This is a genomic window from Streptomyces sp. MUSC 14, assembly GCF_001866675.1.
Classification (GTDB): domain Bacteria; phylum Actinomycetota; class Actinomycetes; order Streptomycetales; family Streptomycetaceae; genus Streptomyces.
Map to the genome: position 1 here is coordinate 24,084 of NZ_MLYN01000028.1, position 16,324 is coordinate 40,407.

Annotated in this window: 15 protein-coding genes; 10 read left to right on the top strand and 5 right to left on the bottom strand. The window is 72.1% G+C overall.

Annotated features, from left to right (window positions below; genetic code table 11):
- Window positions 1-101 precede the first annotated feature (101 nt).
- The 9 genes from BIV25_RS18760 to BIV25_RS18800 all read left to right on the top strand — a co-directional run bounded on the left by BIV25_RS18760 (window position 102) and on the right by BIV25_RS18800 (window position 9,705).
- Window positions 102-2,492 (top strand): DUF4132 domain-containing protein, encoded by a 2,391-nt coding sequence (locus BIV25_RS18760; RefSeq protein ID WP_071373495.1) that lies wholly within the window; start codon window positions 102-104, stop codon window positions 2,490-2,492.
- Window positions 2,492-2,884, top strand: a complete 393-nt coding sequence (locus tag BIV25_RS18765) for a hypothetical protein (RefSeq protein WP_071373496.1) — start codon at window positions 2,492-2,494, stop codon at window positions 2,882-2,884. The genes BIV25_RS18760 and BIV25_RS18765 overlap by 1 nt, the downstream gene beginning before the upstream one ends.
- 213 nt (window positions 2,885-3,097) lie before the next feature.
- The gene (locus BIV25_RS18770) at window positions 3,098-4,423 is read left to right on the top strand and encodes a PP2C family protein-serine/threonine phosphatase (protein WP_256255916.1); all 1,326 of its coding nucleotides are present in this window, start codon (window positions 3,098-3,100) and stop codon (window positions 4,421-4,423) included.
- A 184-nt stretch (window positions 4,424-4,607) separates the two neighbouring features.
- Entirely contained in the window at window positions 4,608-5,945 is a 1,338-nt protein-coding gene (locus BIV25_RS18775) for a ferric reductase-like transmembrane domain-containing protein (protein ID WP_071373498.1), read from the top strand.
- A 15-nt stretch (window positions 5,946-5,960) separates the two neighbouring features.
- Entirely contained in the window at window positions 5,961-6,386 is a 426-nt protein-coding gene (locus BIV25_RS18780; protein WP_071373499.1) for an FMN-binding protein, read from the top strand.
- A 1-nt stretch (window position 6,387) separates the two neighbouring features.
- A complete protein-coding gene (locus BIV25_RS18785) occupies window positions 6,388-7,134 on the top strand; it encodes an FAD:protein FMN transferase (protein ID WP_071373500.1) in 747 nt (248 codons plus the stop codon).
- Window positions 7,135-7,259: 125 nt separating this feature from the next.
- The gene (locus BIV25_RS18790) at window positions 7,260-8,390 is read left to right on the top strand and encodes an ABC transporter ATP-binding protein (RefSeq protein WP_071373501.1); all 1,131 of its coding nucleotides are present in this window, start codon (window positions 7,260-7,262) and stop codon (window positions 8,388-8,390) included.
- The gene (locus BIV25_RS18795; protein ID WP_071373502.1) at window positions 8,387-9,040 is read left to right on the top strand and encodes an ABC transporter permease; all 654 of its coding nucleotides are present in this window, start codon (window positions 8,387-8,389) and stop codon (window positions 9,038-9,040) included. The genes BIV25_RS18790 and BIV25_RS18795 overlap by 4 nt, the downstream gene beginning before the upstream one ends.
- Complete coding sequence (locus BIV25_RS18800; RefSeq protein WP_071373503.1) at window positions 9,037-9,705, top strand: ABC transporter permease; 669 nt, start codon at window positions 9,037-9,039, stop codon at window positions 9,703-9,705. Before BIV25_RS18795 ends, BIV25_RS18800 begins: the two co-directional genes overlap by 4 nt.
- A gap of 5 nt (window positions 9,706-9,710) precedes the next feature.
- On the opposite strand, the gene BIV25_RS18805 is transcribed toward BIV25_RS18800, so the two are convergent.
- The 4 genes from BIV25_RS18805 to BIV25_RS18820 are packed head-to-tail and all read right to left on the bottom strand — an operon-like array spanning window position 9,711 to window position 14,379.
- Entirely contained in the window at window positions 9,711-10,310 is a 600-nt protein-coding gene (locus BIV25_RS18805) for an ATP/GTP-binding protein (RefSeq protein WP_071373504.1), read from the bottom strand.
- Window positions 10,297-10,707, bottom strand: coding sequence for a DUF742 domain-containing protein (locus BIV25_RS18810; protein ID WP_071373660.1), 411 nt, complete (start codon window positions 10,705-10,707; stop codon window positions 10,297-10,299). Before BIV25_RS18810 ends, BIV25_RS18805 begins: the two co-directional genes overlap by 14 nt.
- Window positions 10,708-10,738: 31 nt before the next feature.
- Entirely contained in the window at window positions 10,739-11,215 is a 477-nt protein-coding gene (locus tag BIV25_RS18815; protein WP_071373505.1) for a roadblock/LC7 domain-containing protein, read from the bottom strand.
- On the bottom strand, window positions 11,212-14,379 hold the full coding sequence (locus BIV25_RS18820) for an ATP-binding protein (protein WP_079176718.1): 3,168 nt from the start codon (window positions 14,377-14,379) through the stop codon (window positions 11,212-11,214). Before BIV25_RS18820 ends, BIV25_RS18815 begins: the two co-directional genes overlap by 4 nt.
- Before the next feature lie 232 nt (window positions 14,380-14,611).
- On the opposite strand from BIV25_RS18820, the gene BIV25_RS18825 reads away from it, so the two are divergent.
- On the top strand, window positions 14,612-15,577 hold the full coding sequence (locus BIV25_RS18825; protein WP_071373506.1) for an ABC transporter substrate-binding protein: 966 nt from the start codon (window positions 14,612-14,614) through the stop codon (window positions 15,575-15,577).
- 245 nt (window positions 15,578-15,822) lie between these two features.
- Here BIV25_RS18825 and BIV25_RS18830 read toward each other — a convergent pair whose 3' ends face one another.
- Window positions 15,823-16,278, bottom strand: coding sequence for a tellurite resistance TerB family protein (locus BIV25_RS18830; protein ID WP_071373507.1), 456 nt, complete (start codon window positions 16,276-16,278; stop codon window positions 15,823-15,825).
- Between the last annotated feature and the right edge of the window lie 46 nt (window positions 16,279-16,324).

Here is a 16,324-nt window from a genome sequence, read left to right on the forward strand (position 1 = left end):
ATCTCTGCCACCGGACGGCGCTCGTCATGCTCTTCACGTGAACAGCCGTGGGGATTCCTCAGGTTGACCGCGTTGTCAGTCCCCTCTGTCATCATCTCGCCATGCTCGACGACGCCTTGGTGACCGAATCCCGCAGGAACGACCTGGACCTCGCAGCCCGGCTGATGCGCGCGCTGACGCACCCGGACTTCGCACTTGAGGAGCAGGACAGGCACCCGGATCTCTCGCAGGTCTCCGACGAGGAGCTGGGCAGCCTGCTCGTGGCGGCCCACCAGGTGGACACCTCGGCCCCGCGCACGACGGCGATGGTCCGTTTCGCGGTCGAGCGCGCGAGCGAGGGGCGCCGGCCGCGCTATACGCCTGACGCGTGCCGCCGGATGTTCGAGGTGCTCGTCGAATGGTACGAGGAGCACGGCTGGGTGGACCTCACCCGTGGCCTGGACGCGCTGGAGCACTGCACGGGGCAGCTGCCCGACGTGTCCGGACCGGTCCGCACCCTGGTCAGGTCGTGGCTGGAGAAGGACAGCGTGCGCCAGCCGTACGCGCTGCTCGCGATCGCGGGGTTCGCCGACGACGCGACACGGCGCGCGGCCGTGCAGCGCCTCTCCCGTGATGTGGGCCCCATCGTCGCGGACGAGATCGCCGTGATCGCCGGCCTTGCCCCGGCCGAACAGGCGCAGCTGTCCGAGACCGACCGGGACCACAGGTTCGTCTCGCCGCTCGCGCACGCCTGGCGCAGGTCGGCCGACAACCCCGGTTACGTGGCGTTCGCCCGCCGCGCCCTGGAAGCGGCGGCCGACCGCACCGACGCGATCCGGGCGGGCGAGATCCCCTACCGGGCGGACAAGGCGTTCACGGACCGGGAGATCACCACGCTCGGACAGGCCCTGCGGGTGGCGTTGGTGCGCGACGAACCCTGGCTGCCGGAACTGTCCGAGCGACTGCTGCCCGGCATCGCCCTCGCGCCGACGAGGGCGAAGACACTGCCTTCGCAGGCTCTGCTGTACGAGGTGGTCCGCGCCGCGCAGGACTTCCCGACCCCCGAACTGGTCTCCGCGATCCGTACCGTGCGCCGGACCGTCCGGCACGCCGGGGTGCCCAAGCAACTCGACAAGATGCTCAAGAAGGCCGACGCGGCCCTGGCCGAGCGCACCGAGGTGGCGCTGCGACTGCCGAGACTGGACTTCGAGACCGCGCCCGTCAGCGGCTCCGTCGTGGGCGGTCTCCTGAGCCGGCCGGTCGGGGACTACCGGGCCGTCGTCACGGTCACCGACACCGCCACACTGACCTGGGAGAAGGACGGCCGCCCGCTGCGCAGTGTCCCGGCGCCGGTCCGCCGTGACCACGTCGCCCAGGTCAGGGAGCTGCGCGACCTGGTGAAGCGGGTGAACGCCCAACTCGTCACCCTCGTACGCGCGCTGGAGGGCGGCTTCACCGTCGACGCCGTCCATCCCTACGGCTGGTGGCGCGCCGAGCTGGCCGGGCACCCCCTCGCCCGGACCCTCGTACGCCGGCTGATCTGGGAGATCGAGGTCGCCCCCGGCGAGTGGCGGGCCGTACTGCCCGAGACGGACGACGACCTTCCCGACGCGCCCGACGACGCCTCCGTACGGCTGTGGCACCCCATCCGCTCCGCGCCGGACGCCGTGCGGGCCTGGCGGGACCTGCTCCTCGAACGACGGCTCCGGCAGCCGTTCAAGCAGGCGTTCCGCGAGATCTACCTCCTCACCCCCGCCGAGGAGCGGACCCGCGTCCACTCCCACCGCTTCGCCGCGCACCTCGTCCACTACCGCACGATGTTCGCCCTGTTCAGGGCCCGCGGATGGAAGAGCGACCTGCTCGGCCCCTGGGACGACGGGGACGGCGGCGAGGCCGAGCGCACCCTGGCGGCCGGGGAGTGGCGGGTCCGCTTCTTCCACACCTGGGCCGACCGGGCCGGCGGCGACGAACTGGCCTCGACCGATCAGGTGCGCTTCGACCGCCGGGTGCAGGACGCCTGGCGGGAGGCACCGCTCGCCGACGTGCCGCCACTGGTGTTCAGCGAGGCGATGCGCGACGTGGACCTCTTCGTCGGCGTGAGTTCGATCGGCGCCGACCCCGAGTGGACCGACGGCGGCCCCCACCGCACCTACTGGGAGCGGGCCTCCTTCGCCGAGCTGACCGAGAGCGCGAAGGCGCGCCGCGACGCCCTGGAGCGGATCCTGCCTCGCCTGAAGATCGCCGAACGGTGCACGCTCGACGGCCGCTTCCTGACCGTCCGCGGCGATCTGCGCACCTACAGGATTCACTTGGGCTCGGCCAACATCCTGATGGAACCGGACGACAGCTACCTGTGCATCGTCGCGGCACGGCGCCCGGGGGGTGACGGCAGGGTCTTCCTGCCGTTCGAGGACGACCGGCTCTCGCTGATCCTCAGCAAGGCGTTCCTGCTCGCCGCAGACGGCAAGATCACCGACAAGTCCGTCCTTGCGCAGATCGGGCGAGGTGTCTGATGGCCACCGTGACATTCCGGGACGAGACCGCGACGGGCAGGCCCGTCAGCGAGTGGCAGGTCGCCGGACTGCCCGCACGGATGACCGTACGGGACCTGATCAGACACCGGGTCCGCGAGGAGGTCGCCCGGTACAACGCTCGCCCGGGCAGCCACTTCAACGGCCTCGTCCGCCCCGAGGACGCCGAGGCGGAGGTGAACGGCCACCGGCTCCGTGAACCCCGCGGGATCGACTGGGAGGGCCAGGCCGAGATCGCTGAGCGCGCCTTCCTGTCCAACGGCTTCTTCGTACTGGCCGGGGACCGCCAGGTCGAGGACCTCGACGAGGTCGTGGATCTCACCGCCGACCTCGATCTGGTCTTCATCAAGCTCGTCGCGCTCGTCGGCGGCTGAGAAGGTCTCCCTGACCGGACGCGCCGAATCTTGCAAAAGGCGTGCCCGAAACGCTTCGGGCAGTCGAAAATGAGCACCACCGGACACGGGGCGGGAGCGAGAATGGAGTCCCGCACGGGGCAGCCGGGGACTGGTGGGGCCAGTGGTGCGGATGTGACGCATGAGACCGATGCCCTGTTCGTCCCGGTTTGAGATTCTGTGAGGGTGTTGGGTGTGGCGCGCTGGATCCAGTCCCGTCGCAGGCCGTGGCCTGCCGACAGCGGCCACCGTCGCGCCGACGCCGACGTCGGCGACCAGGAGCCGCCCGTGTCCCTGCGCACCGCGGCCGGCGCACAGGCCGTGCCGGCCGCCGACGTCGCCACGGCACGCGCGCGGCTCACCCTCCTCAGCGACGCCCTGGCCGGCATCGGCAGCACCCTCGTCGAGTCCACCACCTGCGCCGAGCTGACCGAAGCCGCCGTACGGCTGGCCGGCGGGACCGCCGCCGTGCTGCGCCGGACCGGGAAGACGATCTCCGGATACGAGGAGATCAACGGGGACGCCGATGTGCTGCCCGACGTACGCTGGGCCACCGCGGTGGCCCGGGAAGCAGGCGCACCGGCGCTCGACACGACGGCCGAGCCCTGGCTGGAATACGCCGGCGCGCCCAGCACCAGGGCCGCCCTGTGCCTGACGCTGACCAGCGGGGACGATGTGTACGGCGTCCTGGTGTGGGCCCGCTCCGGGGAGCCGCTGCGCCCCCTGGAGGCCGAGTTGCTGAGCGTGCTCGCCGAGCGCGCCGCCTCCCACATCCGCCATGCCCGCGCCTACGAACACGTCAACCGCACCGCCGGCGACCTGCAACGCGCCCTGCTGGAAGAGCCCGGCCGCCCGCACCCCAACCTCGACGTCGCCATCCGCTACCTCCCGGCCGGCCGGCACGCGGTCGTCGGCGGCGACTGGTGCGAGACCGTGCGGCTGCATTTCGGGCGGACCCTGCTGGTCGTCGGCGATGTCATGGGACACGGCCTGGAGGCCGCCGTCGACATGAACGCCTACCGCTCCTCGCTGCGCTACATCGCCTCCGCCGACCTGCCACCGCACCGGGTGCTGCGGCAGATAGACGAGCTCTCCTCCCGGGAGGCCGAACGCCGGCCCGCGACCTGTCTGCTGGCCGGCGTCGACCCCGGCCGGGGCCAGGTCACGCTGGCCAGCGCCGGGCATCTGCCGCCGGTGCTCATCGAACCCGACGGCTCGGCCCGGCTGCTGACGGTGCCCGTGGGGCCGCCGCTGGGCACGGGGCTCGGCGGGTACGAGTCGGCCACGCATCCACTGGCGCCGGGGCAGACCCTGGTGCTGTTCACCGACGGGCTGGTGGAGCGGCGGGGCGAGGACATCGACGAGTCGCTGGCGCGGCTCTCCGCCGTCCGCTTCCCCACGGGGGACGGGCTGGAGGACGTACTGGACACGATCCTCGAACGGCTGGACGCGCGGCACGCGGAGGACGACGTCGCCGCGCTGGCCGCGCGGCCGTACACCAGACACACCGACGCGTCGTAGGGACCCCTGCCCGCCCGCGGCCTGCGGAGGTGCAGGTCACAGAGGTGCGCCACCCGTACAGCCCTGCCGGAGGTGCCCACCCCGGCGGGCACGTCGATACTCGGTTGAAAGCCGTCCGGCAGGAGAACGACAGCATCCGCGGGCGAAGCTCGTCACCCAGGACCCGATCAAGGAGCTGCCGTCCGTGACGACCCTCCAGACCCGTCCCGCGCCGCCCACGGCGATCCGTCCCCGCGCCGTGGCCCGGACCGGGCTGTACGCGCTGCTGGCCGCCAACGCGGCCGCGGTCGCCTGGTTCTTCGTCCAGGCCGGCTTCGCCTCGAACGCGCTGGTCGTGCTCGGCCGCCTCTGCGGCCTGTACGGCGCCCTCCTCATGGCCTTCCAGCTGCTGCTGGTGGCCCGGCTGCCCTGGCTGGACCGCAGGATCGGCATGGACCGGCTGACCTCCTGGCACCGCCGGACCGGCTTCGGCGTGCTGTGGACCCTGCTCACGCACGTCGTGTTCATCACCTTCGGCTACGCCCAGGCGTCCTCGACGGACCCGGTGAACCAGCTCGTCAACCTCGCCGAGACCACCGAGGGCGTGCTGCGCGCGATCGTCGCGCTCTCGCTGATCATCGTGGTCGGCGCGGTCTCCGCCCGCTGGGCCCGGCGCCGGCTCGCCTACGAGACCTGGCACTTCATCCACCTCTACACCTACGTCGCGGTGGTCCTCGCCTTCACCCACCAGGTCGCGGCCGGTACGACGTTCACCTCCTCGCCCGTCGCGCGGACGTACTGGTACACGCTGTGGGGCGGCGCCCTCGGAGCGGTGGTCGCGGGCCGGATGGTGCTCCCGCTGTGGCGCAACCTGCGGCACCGGCTGCGCGTCGAGGCGGTCGTCCCCGAGTCCGACGACGTGGTCTCCGTCTACGTCACCGGCCGCGGCCTGGACCGGCTGCCCGCCCGCGCCGGCCAGTTCTTCCTGTGGCGCTTCCTCACCAGGGACCGCTGGTGGCAGGCCAACCCATTCTCCCTGTCGGCCGCCCCCGACGGCCGCACCCTGCGCCTGACAGCCAAGGCGTCAGGTGCCGGCAGCGCCGCCCTGCGCCATCTGAAGCCCGGCACCCGAGTCTTCGCCGAGGGCCCGTACGGCGCCTTCACCACGCTGCACCGCACCCGCCCGGAGTCCGTGCTGATCGCCGGCGGCGTCGGCGTCACCCCCATCCGGGCACTGCTGGAGGAGCTGGACGGCCACGCCGTCGTGATCTACCGGGTGGCCGCCGGCCGGGACGCCGTCCTCCACGACGAACTGCGTGACCTCGCCCTCGCCAAGGGCGCCGAACTGCACCTGGTGACCGGCCCCGTCGCCCCCGATCTGCTCGCCCCGCGCGAACTGGCCCGGCTGGTACCGGACATCGCCGACCGCGACGTCTTCCTGTGCGGGCCGCCCGGCATGATGACCGCCGTGCTGCGCAGCCTCGGGGACCTGGGCGTGCCCAGGAAGCAGATCCACTTCGAGCGTTTCAGTCTCGCGGGCTGAGAGAGGCGTCCCACCGTGAAGCGAGCCGTTCCCGTCCTCCTCCTGACCGTCGCGGGGCTGGTCCCGGTCTGGCGCTACCAGCCGTCGACCGGGACCGCCGACATCGCCCGGCCCGCGTCGACACCGGCCACCGTGCCGTCGTCCCCTTCATCCCCTTCATCGGCTTCGTCCCCCTCGTCGTTGAGAGTCGTCCCCGGCACCGCGGTGGACACCGTGAAGGGCGTCTTCCAGGTGGAGGTGACCTTCCGCGGCGACCGGATCGCCGCCGTACGGATGCTCCAGGCGCCGCACCATCCGCAGACCAGGTGGGCCGTACCGGAGCTGGTCACGGAGACCCTGAAGGCACAGAGCGCCCACATCGACTCGGTGTCCGGGGCCACGATCACGAGCCAGGGGTACAAGGAGTCCCTCCAGGCCGCCCTCGACGCCAAGGCCTCCTGACGTGCGGCGTGTCGAACACGTCATGGGCTTCCCGGTGTCCCTGCGGATCGACGACGAGCGCGACGCGGACGATGAGGGCGGCAGGGATGGCTTCGGCGCGGCCGCCGACGCCGTCTTCGCGTGGCTGCGCGAGGTGGACGCCCGGTTCAGCCCGTTCCTGTCACAGAGCGAGGTGTCCCGGTACGGGCGGGGCGAAGTGGCGCACGGCGCGCTGAGCGCGGACCTCGTGGAGGTGCTCGGCCTGTGCGAGGAGTACCGGGCCGCGACCGGCGGCGCCTTCGACGTACGGCTGCCCGGGCGGGAGTTCGACCCCTGCGCGGTGGTCAAGGGCTGGTCGGTGCAGCGGGCGGCCGGTCTGCTGGCGGCGGCCGGGGCGCGCCGGTTCTGTCTCAACGCCGGCGGCGACGTGGTCGCCGCGGGCGGGCCGTGGCGGGTCGGGATACGGCATCCGGAACGGGCCGACCAGGTGTGCGCCGTGCTGGCGGTCACCGACGCGGCGGTGGCGACCTCCGGGCGGTACGAGCGCGGCGACCACATCCTCGACGGCCGCACCGGGCGCCCCGTGACCGGACTGCTCAGCCTCACCGTGCTGGCCCCGACCCTGACCGAGGCGGACGCGACCGCCACGGCCGCCTTCGCGCTCGGCGCCGAGGGGCCGGCCTGGGCCGCCGCCCGCCCGGGCTGCGAGGTGTTCGCGGTCGACGCCGGCCGGAGCGTGCTCCGTACCCCGGGGCTGCCCCTGGCCTGACCGGCCACGCGCCCGCCAAAGTGCCGAAACACTCGCGGTCTAGACTCTCCCCGCAACGGCCTGCGCACCGACGACCTTGGCCGAAAACGGGCGGAAGCTGCCAAACCCGAAGGGTATTCGGCGTTTTGATACGGATAGATTCAGTCACGAAGCGGTATCCGGACGGCACGGTCGCGGTCGACCGGCTGTCGCTGGAGATACCGGACCGCGCGATCACCGTCCTCGTCGGGCCCTCGGGCTGCGGCAAGACGACGACGCTGCGGATGATCAACCGCATGGTGGAGCCCACCGAGGGCAGCATCCTCCTCGACGGCACGGACATCCGGCAGCAGCCGGTCAACACCCTGCGCCGCTCCATGGGTTACGTCATCCAGCACGCCGGGCTCTTCCAGCACCGCACCATCCTCGACAACATCGCCACCGTGCCCCGGCTGCTCGGCACCCCCAAGAAGGAGGCACGGGCCCGCGCCGCCGAGCTGATGGAGCGGGTCGGGCTCGACGCCACGCTCGCCAAGCGGTACCCGTACCAGCTCTCCGGCGGCCAGCAGCAGCGCGTCGGCGTGGCCCGGGCGCTCGCCGCGGATCCGCCGGTACTGCTGATGGACGAGCCGTTCTCCGCCGTCGACCCCGTGGTGCGCAAGGGGCTCCAGGACGAACTGCTGCGCATCCAGGACGAGTTGGGCAAGACCATCGTCTTCGTCACGCACGACATCGACGAGGCGATCAAGCTGGGCACGATGGTCGCCGTACTGCGCACCGGCGGCCGGCTCGCCCAGTTCGCCCCGCCCGCCGAACTGCTCAGCGCGCCCGCCGACGCCTTCGTGGAGGACTTCCTCGGCGCCGACCGCGGTATCCGCCGGCTCTCCTTCTTCCCCTCCGCGGACCTGGCGTTGGAGACCGAGCCGATCGTGGCCGTCGACGCCGACGCCAAGACGATCGCCGCGCATTCCGCCGCTCCCTATCTCCTCGTCACCGACGCGGACGGCAGGCCGCTCGGCTGGAGCGAGCCGGACCGGCTCACCGCCGGAGCCGTCGAGACGGGTCAACTCCTCGACCACGGACGCCCGTTCGTACCCGGCGCCGACTCGCTGCGCGCCGCGCTCGACGGCGCCGTGCTCTCGCCCACCGGCCGGGCCGTCGCGGTGGACGGCGCGGGGCGCGCCGTCGGCGTCGTCTCGCAGCAGGTCATCGGCGAGGCCATCCGCGCCGCCCACAGCCGGGCGGCCGGCGCCGCGGACGCCGAGGCCGTGCGGTGAACGGCTTCTTCGACCTGCCGAGCGACCTGGAGTACAGCTACCTCGGCCTCGTCGCCCTGCACCTGCGCGAAGGGCTGCTGCCGGTGCTGGCCGGGCTGGTCCTCGCGCTGCCGGTGGCCCAGCTGTGCGTCCGCTTCCGCTGGGTCTACCCGCCCGTTCTCGGCGTCACCACCGTGCTCTACTCCATCCCCTCGCTGGCCTTCTTCGTCGTCCTCATCGACTACTTCGGACAGAGCGAGACCACCGTGATGATCCCGCTCGCGATCTACAGCCTGGTGGTGCTGGTCCCGGCGATCGTCGACGGCGTCCGCTCGGTGCCGCCCGAGACCCTCGCCGCCGCGCAGGCCATGGGCTTCGGACCGGTGCGCCGCTACCTCCAGGTCCAACTGCCCATCGCCGTACCGGCGATCATCGCGGGCCTGCGGGTGGCGACCGTCTCCAGCCTCTCCCTGGTCAGCGTCGGCATGCTCATCGGCAACCAGGGCGCCCTCGGCAACATGCTCTACGCCGCCACCACGTACCACCGCCCCGCCCTGGCCGTGAACTCCGTACTGACCACCGCCGTGCTGGGCATCCTCGCCGACGCGGCGCTCGTCCTCGTCCGCCGGCTGCTCACCCCCTGGATGCCGACGAAGGGTGCCGCCCGGTGAACGTCCTGAACTTCGCGCACGCCTTCTTCAGCGACAGCACGCACTGGCACGGCTACGACGGCATCCCCACCCGGCTCACCGAGCACATCACGTACTCGCTGGAAGCACTGCTGTACGCCGCCCTGATCGGCCTGCCCATCGGACTGGTCACCGGCCACTACGGCCGCGGCGGCAACGCCCTCGCGCTGCTCGCCACGGCCGGCCGGGCGCTGCCCAGCTTCGGTCTCCTCGTCCTGATGTTCATCTGGATCGGCTTCGGCCTGCTGCCGGTGATGATCCCGCTGGTCGTGCTCGCCGTACCGCCGATCCTGGTCACCACCTACGAGGCGATCCGCTCCGTCGACCCCTCGCCGGTGGACGCGGCCCGGGGCATGGGCATGCCCGAGGCACGGGTGCTGTTCCAGGTGGAGGTGCCGGTCGCGCTCCCGCTCATCCTGAGCGGCCTGCGCACGGCGGCCATCCAGATCGTCTCCACCGCCACCATCGCGGCCTACGTCAGTCTCGGCGGCCTCGGCCGCTACATCATCGACGGCCTCTACCAGAGGAACTACGAGAAGGTCGTCGGCGGCGCCTCCCTGGTCGCCGCCCTCGCCCTCGTCACCCTGCTGGTGTTCTGGGCGCTGTCCCGGATCACGGTCTCGCCGGGGGTGCGGCGCAGCGGCTGACCCGGCTACAACTCGGTGCGGGCCAGCGCCAGTTCGAGCACGACGAGCAGCGCGTCCCGCACCGAGCCCCGGTCCCGGGCGTCGAACACCACCACCGGCACCCCGTCGGAGACGTCCAGCGCCCAGCGGACCTCGTCCAGGGTGTGCTCCACCCTGCCGTCGAAGGCGTTGACGGCGACGGCGAACGGGATGTCCCGGTGCTCGAAGTAGTCGACGGCCGCGTAGCAGTCGTCCAGGCGGCGGGTGTCGACGATGACGAGCCCGCCGACCGCACCCTCGACGATGTCGTCCCACATGAACCCGAACCGCTCCTGCCCGGGCGTGCCGAACAGATACAGCTTCAGGGTCGGGTCGATGGTCAGACACCCGAAGTCCATCGCCACCGTCGTCGTGGTCTTGCGCGGGGTGTGCGTGAGATCGTCCACGCCCGCCGCGACCTCGGTGATCGACGCCTCGGTGGTGAGCGGCTCGATCTCCGAGATCGAGCCGACCGCGGTGGTCTTGCCCACGCCGAAGCCGCCCGCGACCACCATCTTCACCGGCAGCGGCGGTCGTACGGCAGCGGGTGCGGCCGAGCCGCGCACGAGCGGTTCAGTCGGTGTCACTCGGTACCCCTCGGGAGTCGGGGACGGCCCTGAGACCGTCGATGAGCCTGCGCAGGACGGACGCGTCGCGGGTGGCGCCGGTGTCCGGCACGTACACCGCCAACCGCCCCGCCTCGCGCAGGTCTTCGGCCAGCACCCGGACCACGTTGAGGTGCAGGCGCAGCCGGGCCGCGAGTTCCGCGAGGGACTGCGGCAGCCGGCAGGCGTCGACGATGTCGTACTGCTCGAAGGAGAGCCCGGCGAGCGCCGCCAGGCCCTCGGCGGTGGCCACCACCTGGGTCTCCAGGGGCAGCGCCCGGCCGGAGCCGTCGTCCGCGACCCGGCCTGCGGTCACCAGGAACGGCCGTACGGCCGGGGCGGGGCCGACCGGGTCCGGGCCCGCCGCGCCGTCCGCCATGACCATCTGCTCTCTCTCCGTGCGCGGACGCTCAGCGGGCGGACGCGGCGGCGACGCTGTTCTTGAGCTCCAGCACCAGCTGCGGGCTGAGCGCGGCACCGGCGCGGTTGGCGAACAGGGTCATCTCGTAGGCGATGTTGCCGAGCTTCGCCTCCTTGTCGGTGACGACACCGAGCACGGCGCCGGAACCGATCGCGGAGACGATCACATGGCCGCCCTCCAGATCGATGATGACCTTGTTCAGACCGCCCAGACCGTAGTTACCGGAGGCGCCCGCGGCCAGGCTGGTGATGCCCGACACGATCGCCGCGAGCCGCTCGGAGTCGGCGGGCTCGCGCAGCTCGGACACCGCGATCAGCAGACCGTCGGAGGACACGGCGATCGCGTCCACGACCCCGGCGGTCTCGGCGGCGAAGCGGTTCAGCAGCCAGGTGAAGTCGGCCGCGGCCGCCTGGAGATCGGCCGGCGCAGCGCCGCCCGCCGGGGTGTCACCTGTCGACGTGCTCAACTGTCGGCTCCTTCGGGGAGGTGGATCGGGTCGTGCGGTGCGGTGGCGTGGACTTCGGGTACGACGTCGCCGACGGAGGCGTCGTCGGCACCGCGCGCGGGGTCCTCGGCCGGGGCGCGGCGGGGACGCGGGGCGGCTTCGGCTGCGGCGCCGTGGGGGTGCTCGGTGGGGTGTGTGCGGGCGGGCGTGCCGTCGGCGGTGCGCCCGGCCGGGGTGTGCGGCTCGGCGGGAGCGCCGTGAGCGTGCGCCGGGGCTTCGGCCGGGGCGCCGCCGTGGGCATGTGCGGAGTCTTCGGCCGGGGAGCCGAGGGGTTGTGCCGGGCTCCCGGCAGGGGAGCCGAGGGTGCGCTCCGGGCTCTCGGCCTGGGCGTCGACGGCGTGCACGCGACTCGCGGCGTCTGCCGTGGCGGCATCGGTCTGTGCCTGCGTGTCGGCGTGTGTCTTGGTGTCGGTCGGCTTGCTGGTGTGGGTGGGTGTTCCGGTGTCGGCGTGCGGCCTTGTGTGGGTCTGTGGCTCGGCGTTGGCCGGCGCGATTGATTCGGTGAGCGTGCCGGTGTCGGTCTGCGACGCCGGGTGGGTCTGTGCCTGCGTGTCGGCGTGTGTCTTGGTGTCGGTCGGCTTGCTGGTGTGGGTGGGTGTTCCGGCGTGGGCTTGCGGCCCTGTGCGGGTCGGTGTCTCCGCGTCGGCTGGCCCTCTTGATTCGGTGAGTGTGCCGGTGTCGGTCTGTGCCTGCGCGTCGGTCGGCCCACTGGTGTCGGTGGGTGCTCCGGGATCGGTGCGTGCCCCCGTGTCCGTAGGTGTCCCGGTGCCGGCGGCGCGTTCGGTGGCCGGGCGGCGGTGGTTGCCCGTGTCGCTGTCGCGGTGGGCGCGTTCGACGGCGGCCTCGAACTCCTCCAGTGCGTCGCGTTCGGCCTCGGCGTCGCGGGAGCGGGCCGGCTGGGGGAGCGACTGGGCGGCACCCGCGGTGGTGTGCAGCGTGGCGCCGCGGACCCGGCGGCGCAGGGGCCGGCAAGGGGCGGGGGCCTGCTCCGGCTCGCGGCGGGGGAGTCGGCGGGGCAGCGGGTCGGTGTCGTCGGCGGCGTCCCGGGAACCGGCGGAGGAGCGTTCCTGCGCGGACTCGGCGGGCCGGACCGTGCTCTTGGACCGCTCCGGACCCGAAACCGCCCCGGGGGGCGTCGGCCGCACCGTGACCGTCCCGGCGACCGGGCTCGCCGGCCGCAGCAGCGCGGTCGGCAGGGTCACCTCGGCCGTCACACCGCCACCCGGCGTCCGGGTCAGCTCGACCGCGATCTCCCAGCGGCGGGCCAGCGCGCCCACCACGAACAGGCCGAGCACCTTCGTCGGCACCAGGTCCAGGCGTTCGCGGCGGATCAGCCGGGCGTTCTCCTCGGACAGCCGCTCGGTGCTCATGCCGAGGCCGTGGTCGGTGATCACGACGTGTGTGCCCTCCGCGCCGGTGCGCACGGTCACCTCCACCGGGCTGCCCTCGGGCGAGAACGACACGGCGTTCTCCAGGAGTTCGGCCAGCATCAGCGTGAGGTCGCCGATGACGTCCGGCTCGGCCAGGGCGTCCGACGCGGCGTACAGCCGTACCCGCTGATAGCCCTCGATCTGCCCGAGCGCGGCCCGGACGACGTTGGACAGCGCCGTCGGCTCCCCGTCCAGCCCGCCCTCGCGGATGCCGGCCAGCAGCATCAGGCTGTCGGCGTTGCGGCGCAGTCGTACGGCGATGTGGTCGATGGAGTACAGCCGCTCCAGCAGTGCCGGATCCGTCTCACCACGCTCCACGGCGTCGATCAGCGCGAGTTGACGTATCGTCAGGTTGCTGACGCGCCGGCCCACGTTGCCGAACATCTCCGCGGTGTTGCGGCGGCTGAGCACCTGCCGCTCCAGCAGCGCGCCGGCGGTGGTCTGTACCCGGTTGAACGCCTCGGCCAGCTCACCGATCTCGTCGCGCGCGGTGACCGGCATGTCCCGCAGCCGGGGCGGCCCGTCGTCCTCGGCGTCGTCGTCGGCGACCCGGGCCAGCTCGCGCCCGGCCACCTCGGCGACCTCCCGCGCGGCCCCGGTCAGCGCCTGCACGGGCCGGATCACCGAGCGGCGCACCAGCACCGCGAAGGCGATCCACAGCGCGAACGCGAACAGCGCCCCGCTCAGCAGCAGTCCGGCGCGCCACCGCGCGGAACCGGCCGAGTGCTCCGCGCCGGAGGCGATCTGACCGATCAGCGAGGTGGTGATCTTCAACCGGGCGGCGGCCTGTTCGGGGTAGTCCGGGTAGGCGAGCAGCGCGTTCTGCACCGCCTGCCGGATCTCGTCCCTGCCGCTCGCCTGGAGCCGACCGACGTCCACCTGCAACGCGGCGAAGGACTGGGCGATGTTGAGCTGCGCCGGGGTGTGCTCGATGCCGGCGAGCCGCTGGGCCTGGGCGTCGGTGGCGAACCGGGCGAACCGGTCGGCCTGGTGGTTGTAGAGGTCGTAGGCGCCGACCGCGCTGGTGAACTCGATCAGCGCGTTGGTGTCGCCCGTCGACGCCGCGAACACGTTGGTCTCGAAGGCCCCGTGGGCGGCGTCCGCGCGCAGCAGGGAGTCCAGCAGGTTGCCGGTGAAGGTGTCGGCGAGGTCCGCGTTGCGGTCCAGGCCGAGACCGTCGATGACGCCCTGGGCGGCGCGGGAGTAGGCCGGGTCGATGGTGTCGGCGGCCATGAACGACTGCCCGATCGAGGCGCGCAGGCTGGACAGGCCCTCGACCTCGCGCAGCGCCTGCGCCTCGTCGGCGGGCAGCCGGTCGCCGAAGGTCTCGCGGACCTTCACCACCTGCGCGTCGACCGCGTCCTGGGCCGCGCCGTAGGCGGACGTCGAGGGCTGGGTGTAGCCGGACTCGTAGTCCGCGGAGAGCAGGATGGCCTGCTGGTGCTCGGCCTCGATACGGTCCACGAGCTGTGCCACCTGGACGCTGTCGCGCACCAGCCGGGCCGCCGAGGAGGAGCTGTTCCACTGCAGCACCAGGTCGGTGAAGACGTACGAGAGCAGGACGGCGATCACGGCCAGCGGGATGCCGACCAGGAGGTTGAGCTTGCGCCGGAAGGGCCAGCGGTCGGCGGCGTCGCGCATCCTGCCCCGCGCCGGGGCGTGCCGGGCGGGCGCGTCCACCTCGTCCGTGGACACACGGGCCTCCTTCTGGGGTGCTCTCCGGCACCGAAGCGGGCCCCGTGCACTGCCGTGGCCGGATTTCAACTGCCCCAGAGATTACAGTCTCCTCGAAAGAACAATCGGCGCAGATCGCATCACGAATCCATGACGAAGACAGCGCTCTCTGTGCACAACTGACCGCAGATCGAGGCCAATCGGTGATCTATTGCGCTTGACTGACCGAGAACCGGCTGGATTGGATCAGTGGGTGACTTCCACACAGCGCATCAGCAGGTCCATCCGAAGGAACCGGGGAGCGGCGGCCGTCGCCCTCGTGGCGGCGACGGCTCTGCTGGCGGGCTGTTCCTCCAAGAGCGGCTCCTCGGGCGGCAACCCCCTGACGGACGACGGCAAGGCGAGCGGCGACACCGTCGTCGTCGGCTCCAACAACTTCCCCGAGAGCACCCTGATCGCCGACATCTACGGCGAGGCGCTCAAGGCCAAGGGCATCAAGGTCACGTACAAGCCGAACATCGGCAGCCGCGAGACCACCTACGGGCTGATCAAGAACGGCTCCATCAAGGTGCTGCCCGAGTACAACGGCGCGCTGCTCGCCTATCTCGACCCGAAGGCGAAGCCGACGACGGCCGACGCCACCACCACGGCCATCGAGGCCAAGCTGGACTCCAAGCTGACGTTGCTGAAGCCGGCGGCGGCGCAGTCCAAGGACTCGGTCACGCTCAACGCGGCCACCGCGAAGAAGTACGGCCTGACCGAGAAGTCCACCATCGCCGACCTGAAGGACCTCGCGAAGGACCTGGTCCTCGGCGCCTCGCCGGAGTTCCAGACCCGTCAGCAGGGCCTCGTGGGCCTGAAGTCCGTCTACGGCCTCGACTTCAAGTCCTTCCGGGCGCTGGACGCGGGCGGCCCGCTCACCCAGGCCGCGTTGCAGAAGGACGCCGTGCAGGCGGCCGACATCTTCACCACGGACCCGACCATCACCAAGGAGAAGTTCGTCGTCCTCCAGGACCCGAAGAACCTCTTCGGTTTCGAGAACGTCCAGCCGCTCGTGTACAAGGGCGCGCTGTCCCAGAAGGGCGCCGACGCGCTGAACGCGGTCTCGGCCAAGCTCGACACCGCGACCCTGCTGGACCTGGACACCCAGGTGCAGGCCCAGAACAAGGACCCGCTGGACGTCGCCCAGACGTGGCTGAAGTCCGCGGGCCTGGTCTGACGCCGCGACGGGGTGCCGTTCGGCTCATGCCGGCGTCGCGGGCCCTGGCACGAACTCCCGCACGCCCGGCCTCGCTCCGTCGGCTCCCTCCTCCGCCCCGCTCGGGACGGCCGGCCCGCACTGCTCGACGCGGCCGGCCCGATCCGGACGACGCCCCCTGGGTGAACGCCGAGGACGGGGCACGGCCGACGGAGTCGAGCGTGCCCCCGTCCGCGTCCGGCCGACGTGGCCCCGGTCGGCAGGGCTCAGAGGTCGAACTCGTGCGGCGGCAGGTCCAGCGTGAAGCAGGCCTCGCGCACCACGGCCTGCTCGGTCTTGTCGAAGTCGCCGTCCGCACCGCCGATCACGATGCCGATCTGGATGACGGCCCGCGCCTCGGCGGGCTTCTTCTTTGCCTTGGCGATCTCCTGGAGGACGCTCACCTTGCCGAAGGCGAAGTCGGTCGTGAGCTTGTTCAGGTTCTCCTCGAAGCGGCGGCGCAGGTCGTCCGCCGGGAAGTTCTGCAACACCTCGTTGGTCGCGATGAGCTGAGCCACCCGCTGCCGCTCCGACGGGTCGACGGTCCCGTCGGCGGCGGCCACGAGCGCGCACATCGCCATGCTCGCGTCCCGGAACGCACCGCTCTTCAGGTCGTTCTTCTTCGCCACCAGCTGGGTCTGCATCGTCGACGCCGACTCCTTGATGCGGTCCCACAGGGCCATGCGTACTCCTCGTGTCAAAAGGCCGGGCGCTCCCACGGCACACCGG

Coding starts and splice junctions, on each gene's coding strand:
- BIV25_RS18760 (WP_071373495.1), top strand. CDS start 102: ATGCTCGACGACGCCTTGGTGACCGAATCCCGCAGGAACGACCTGGAC.
- BIV25_RS18830 (WP_071373507.1), bottom strand. CDS start 16,278: ATGGCCCTGTGGGACCGCATCAAGGAGTCGGCGTCGACGATGCAGACC.
- BIV25_RS18810 (WP_071373660.1), bottom strand. CDS start 10,707: ATGGCGGACGGCGCGGCGGGCCCGGACCCGGTCGGCCCCGCCCCGGCC.
- BIV25_RS18765 (WP_071373496.1), top strand. CDS start 2,492: ATGGCCACCGTGACATTCCGGGACGAGACCGCGACGGGCAGGCCCGTC.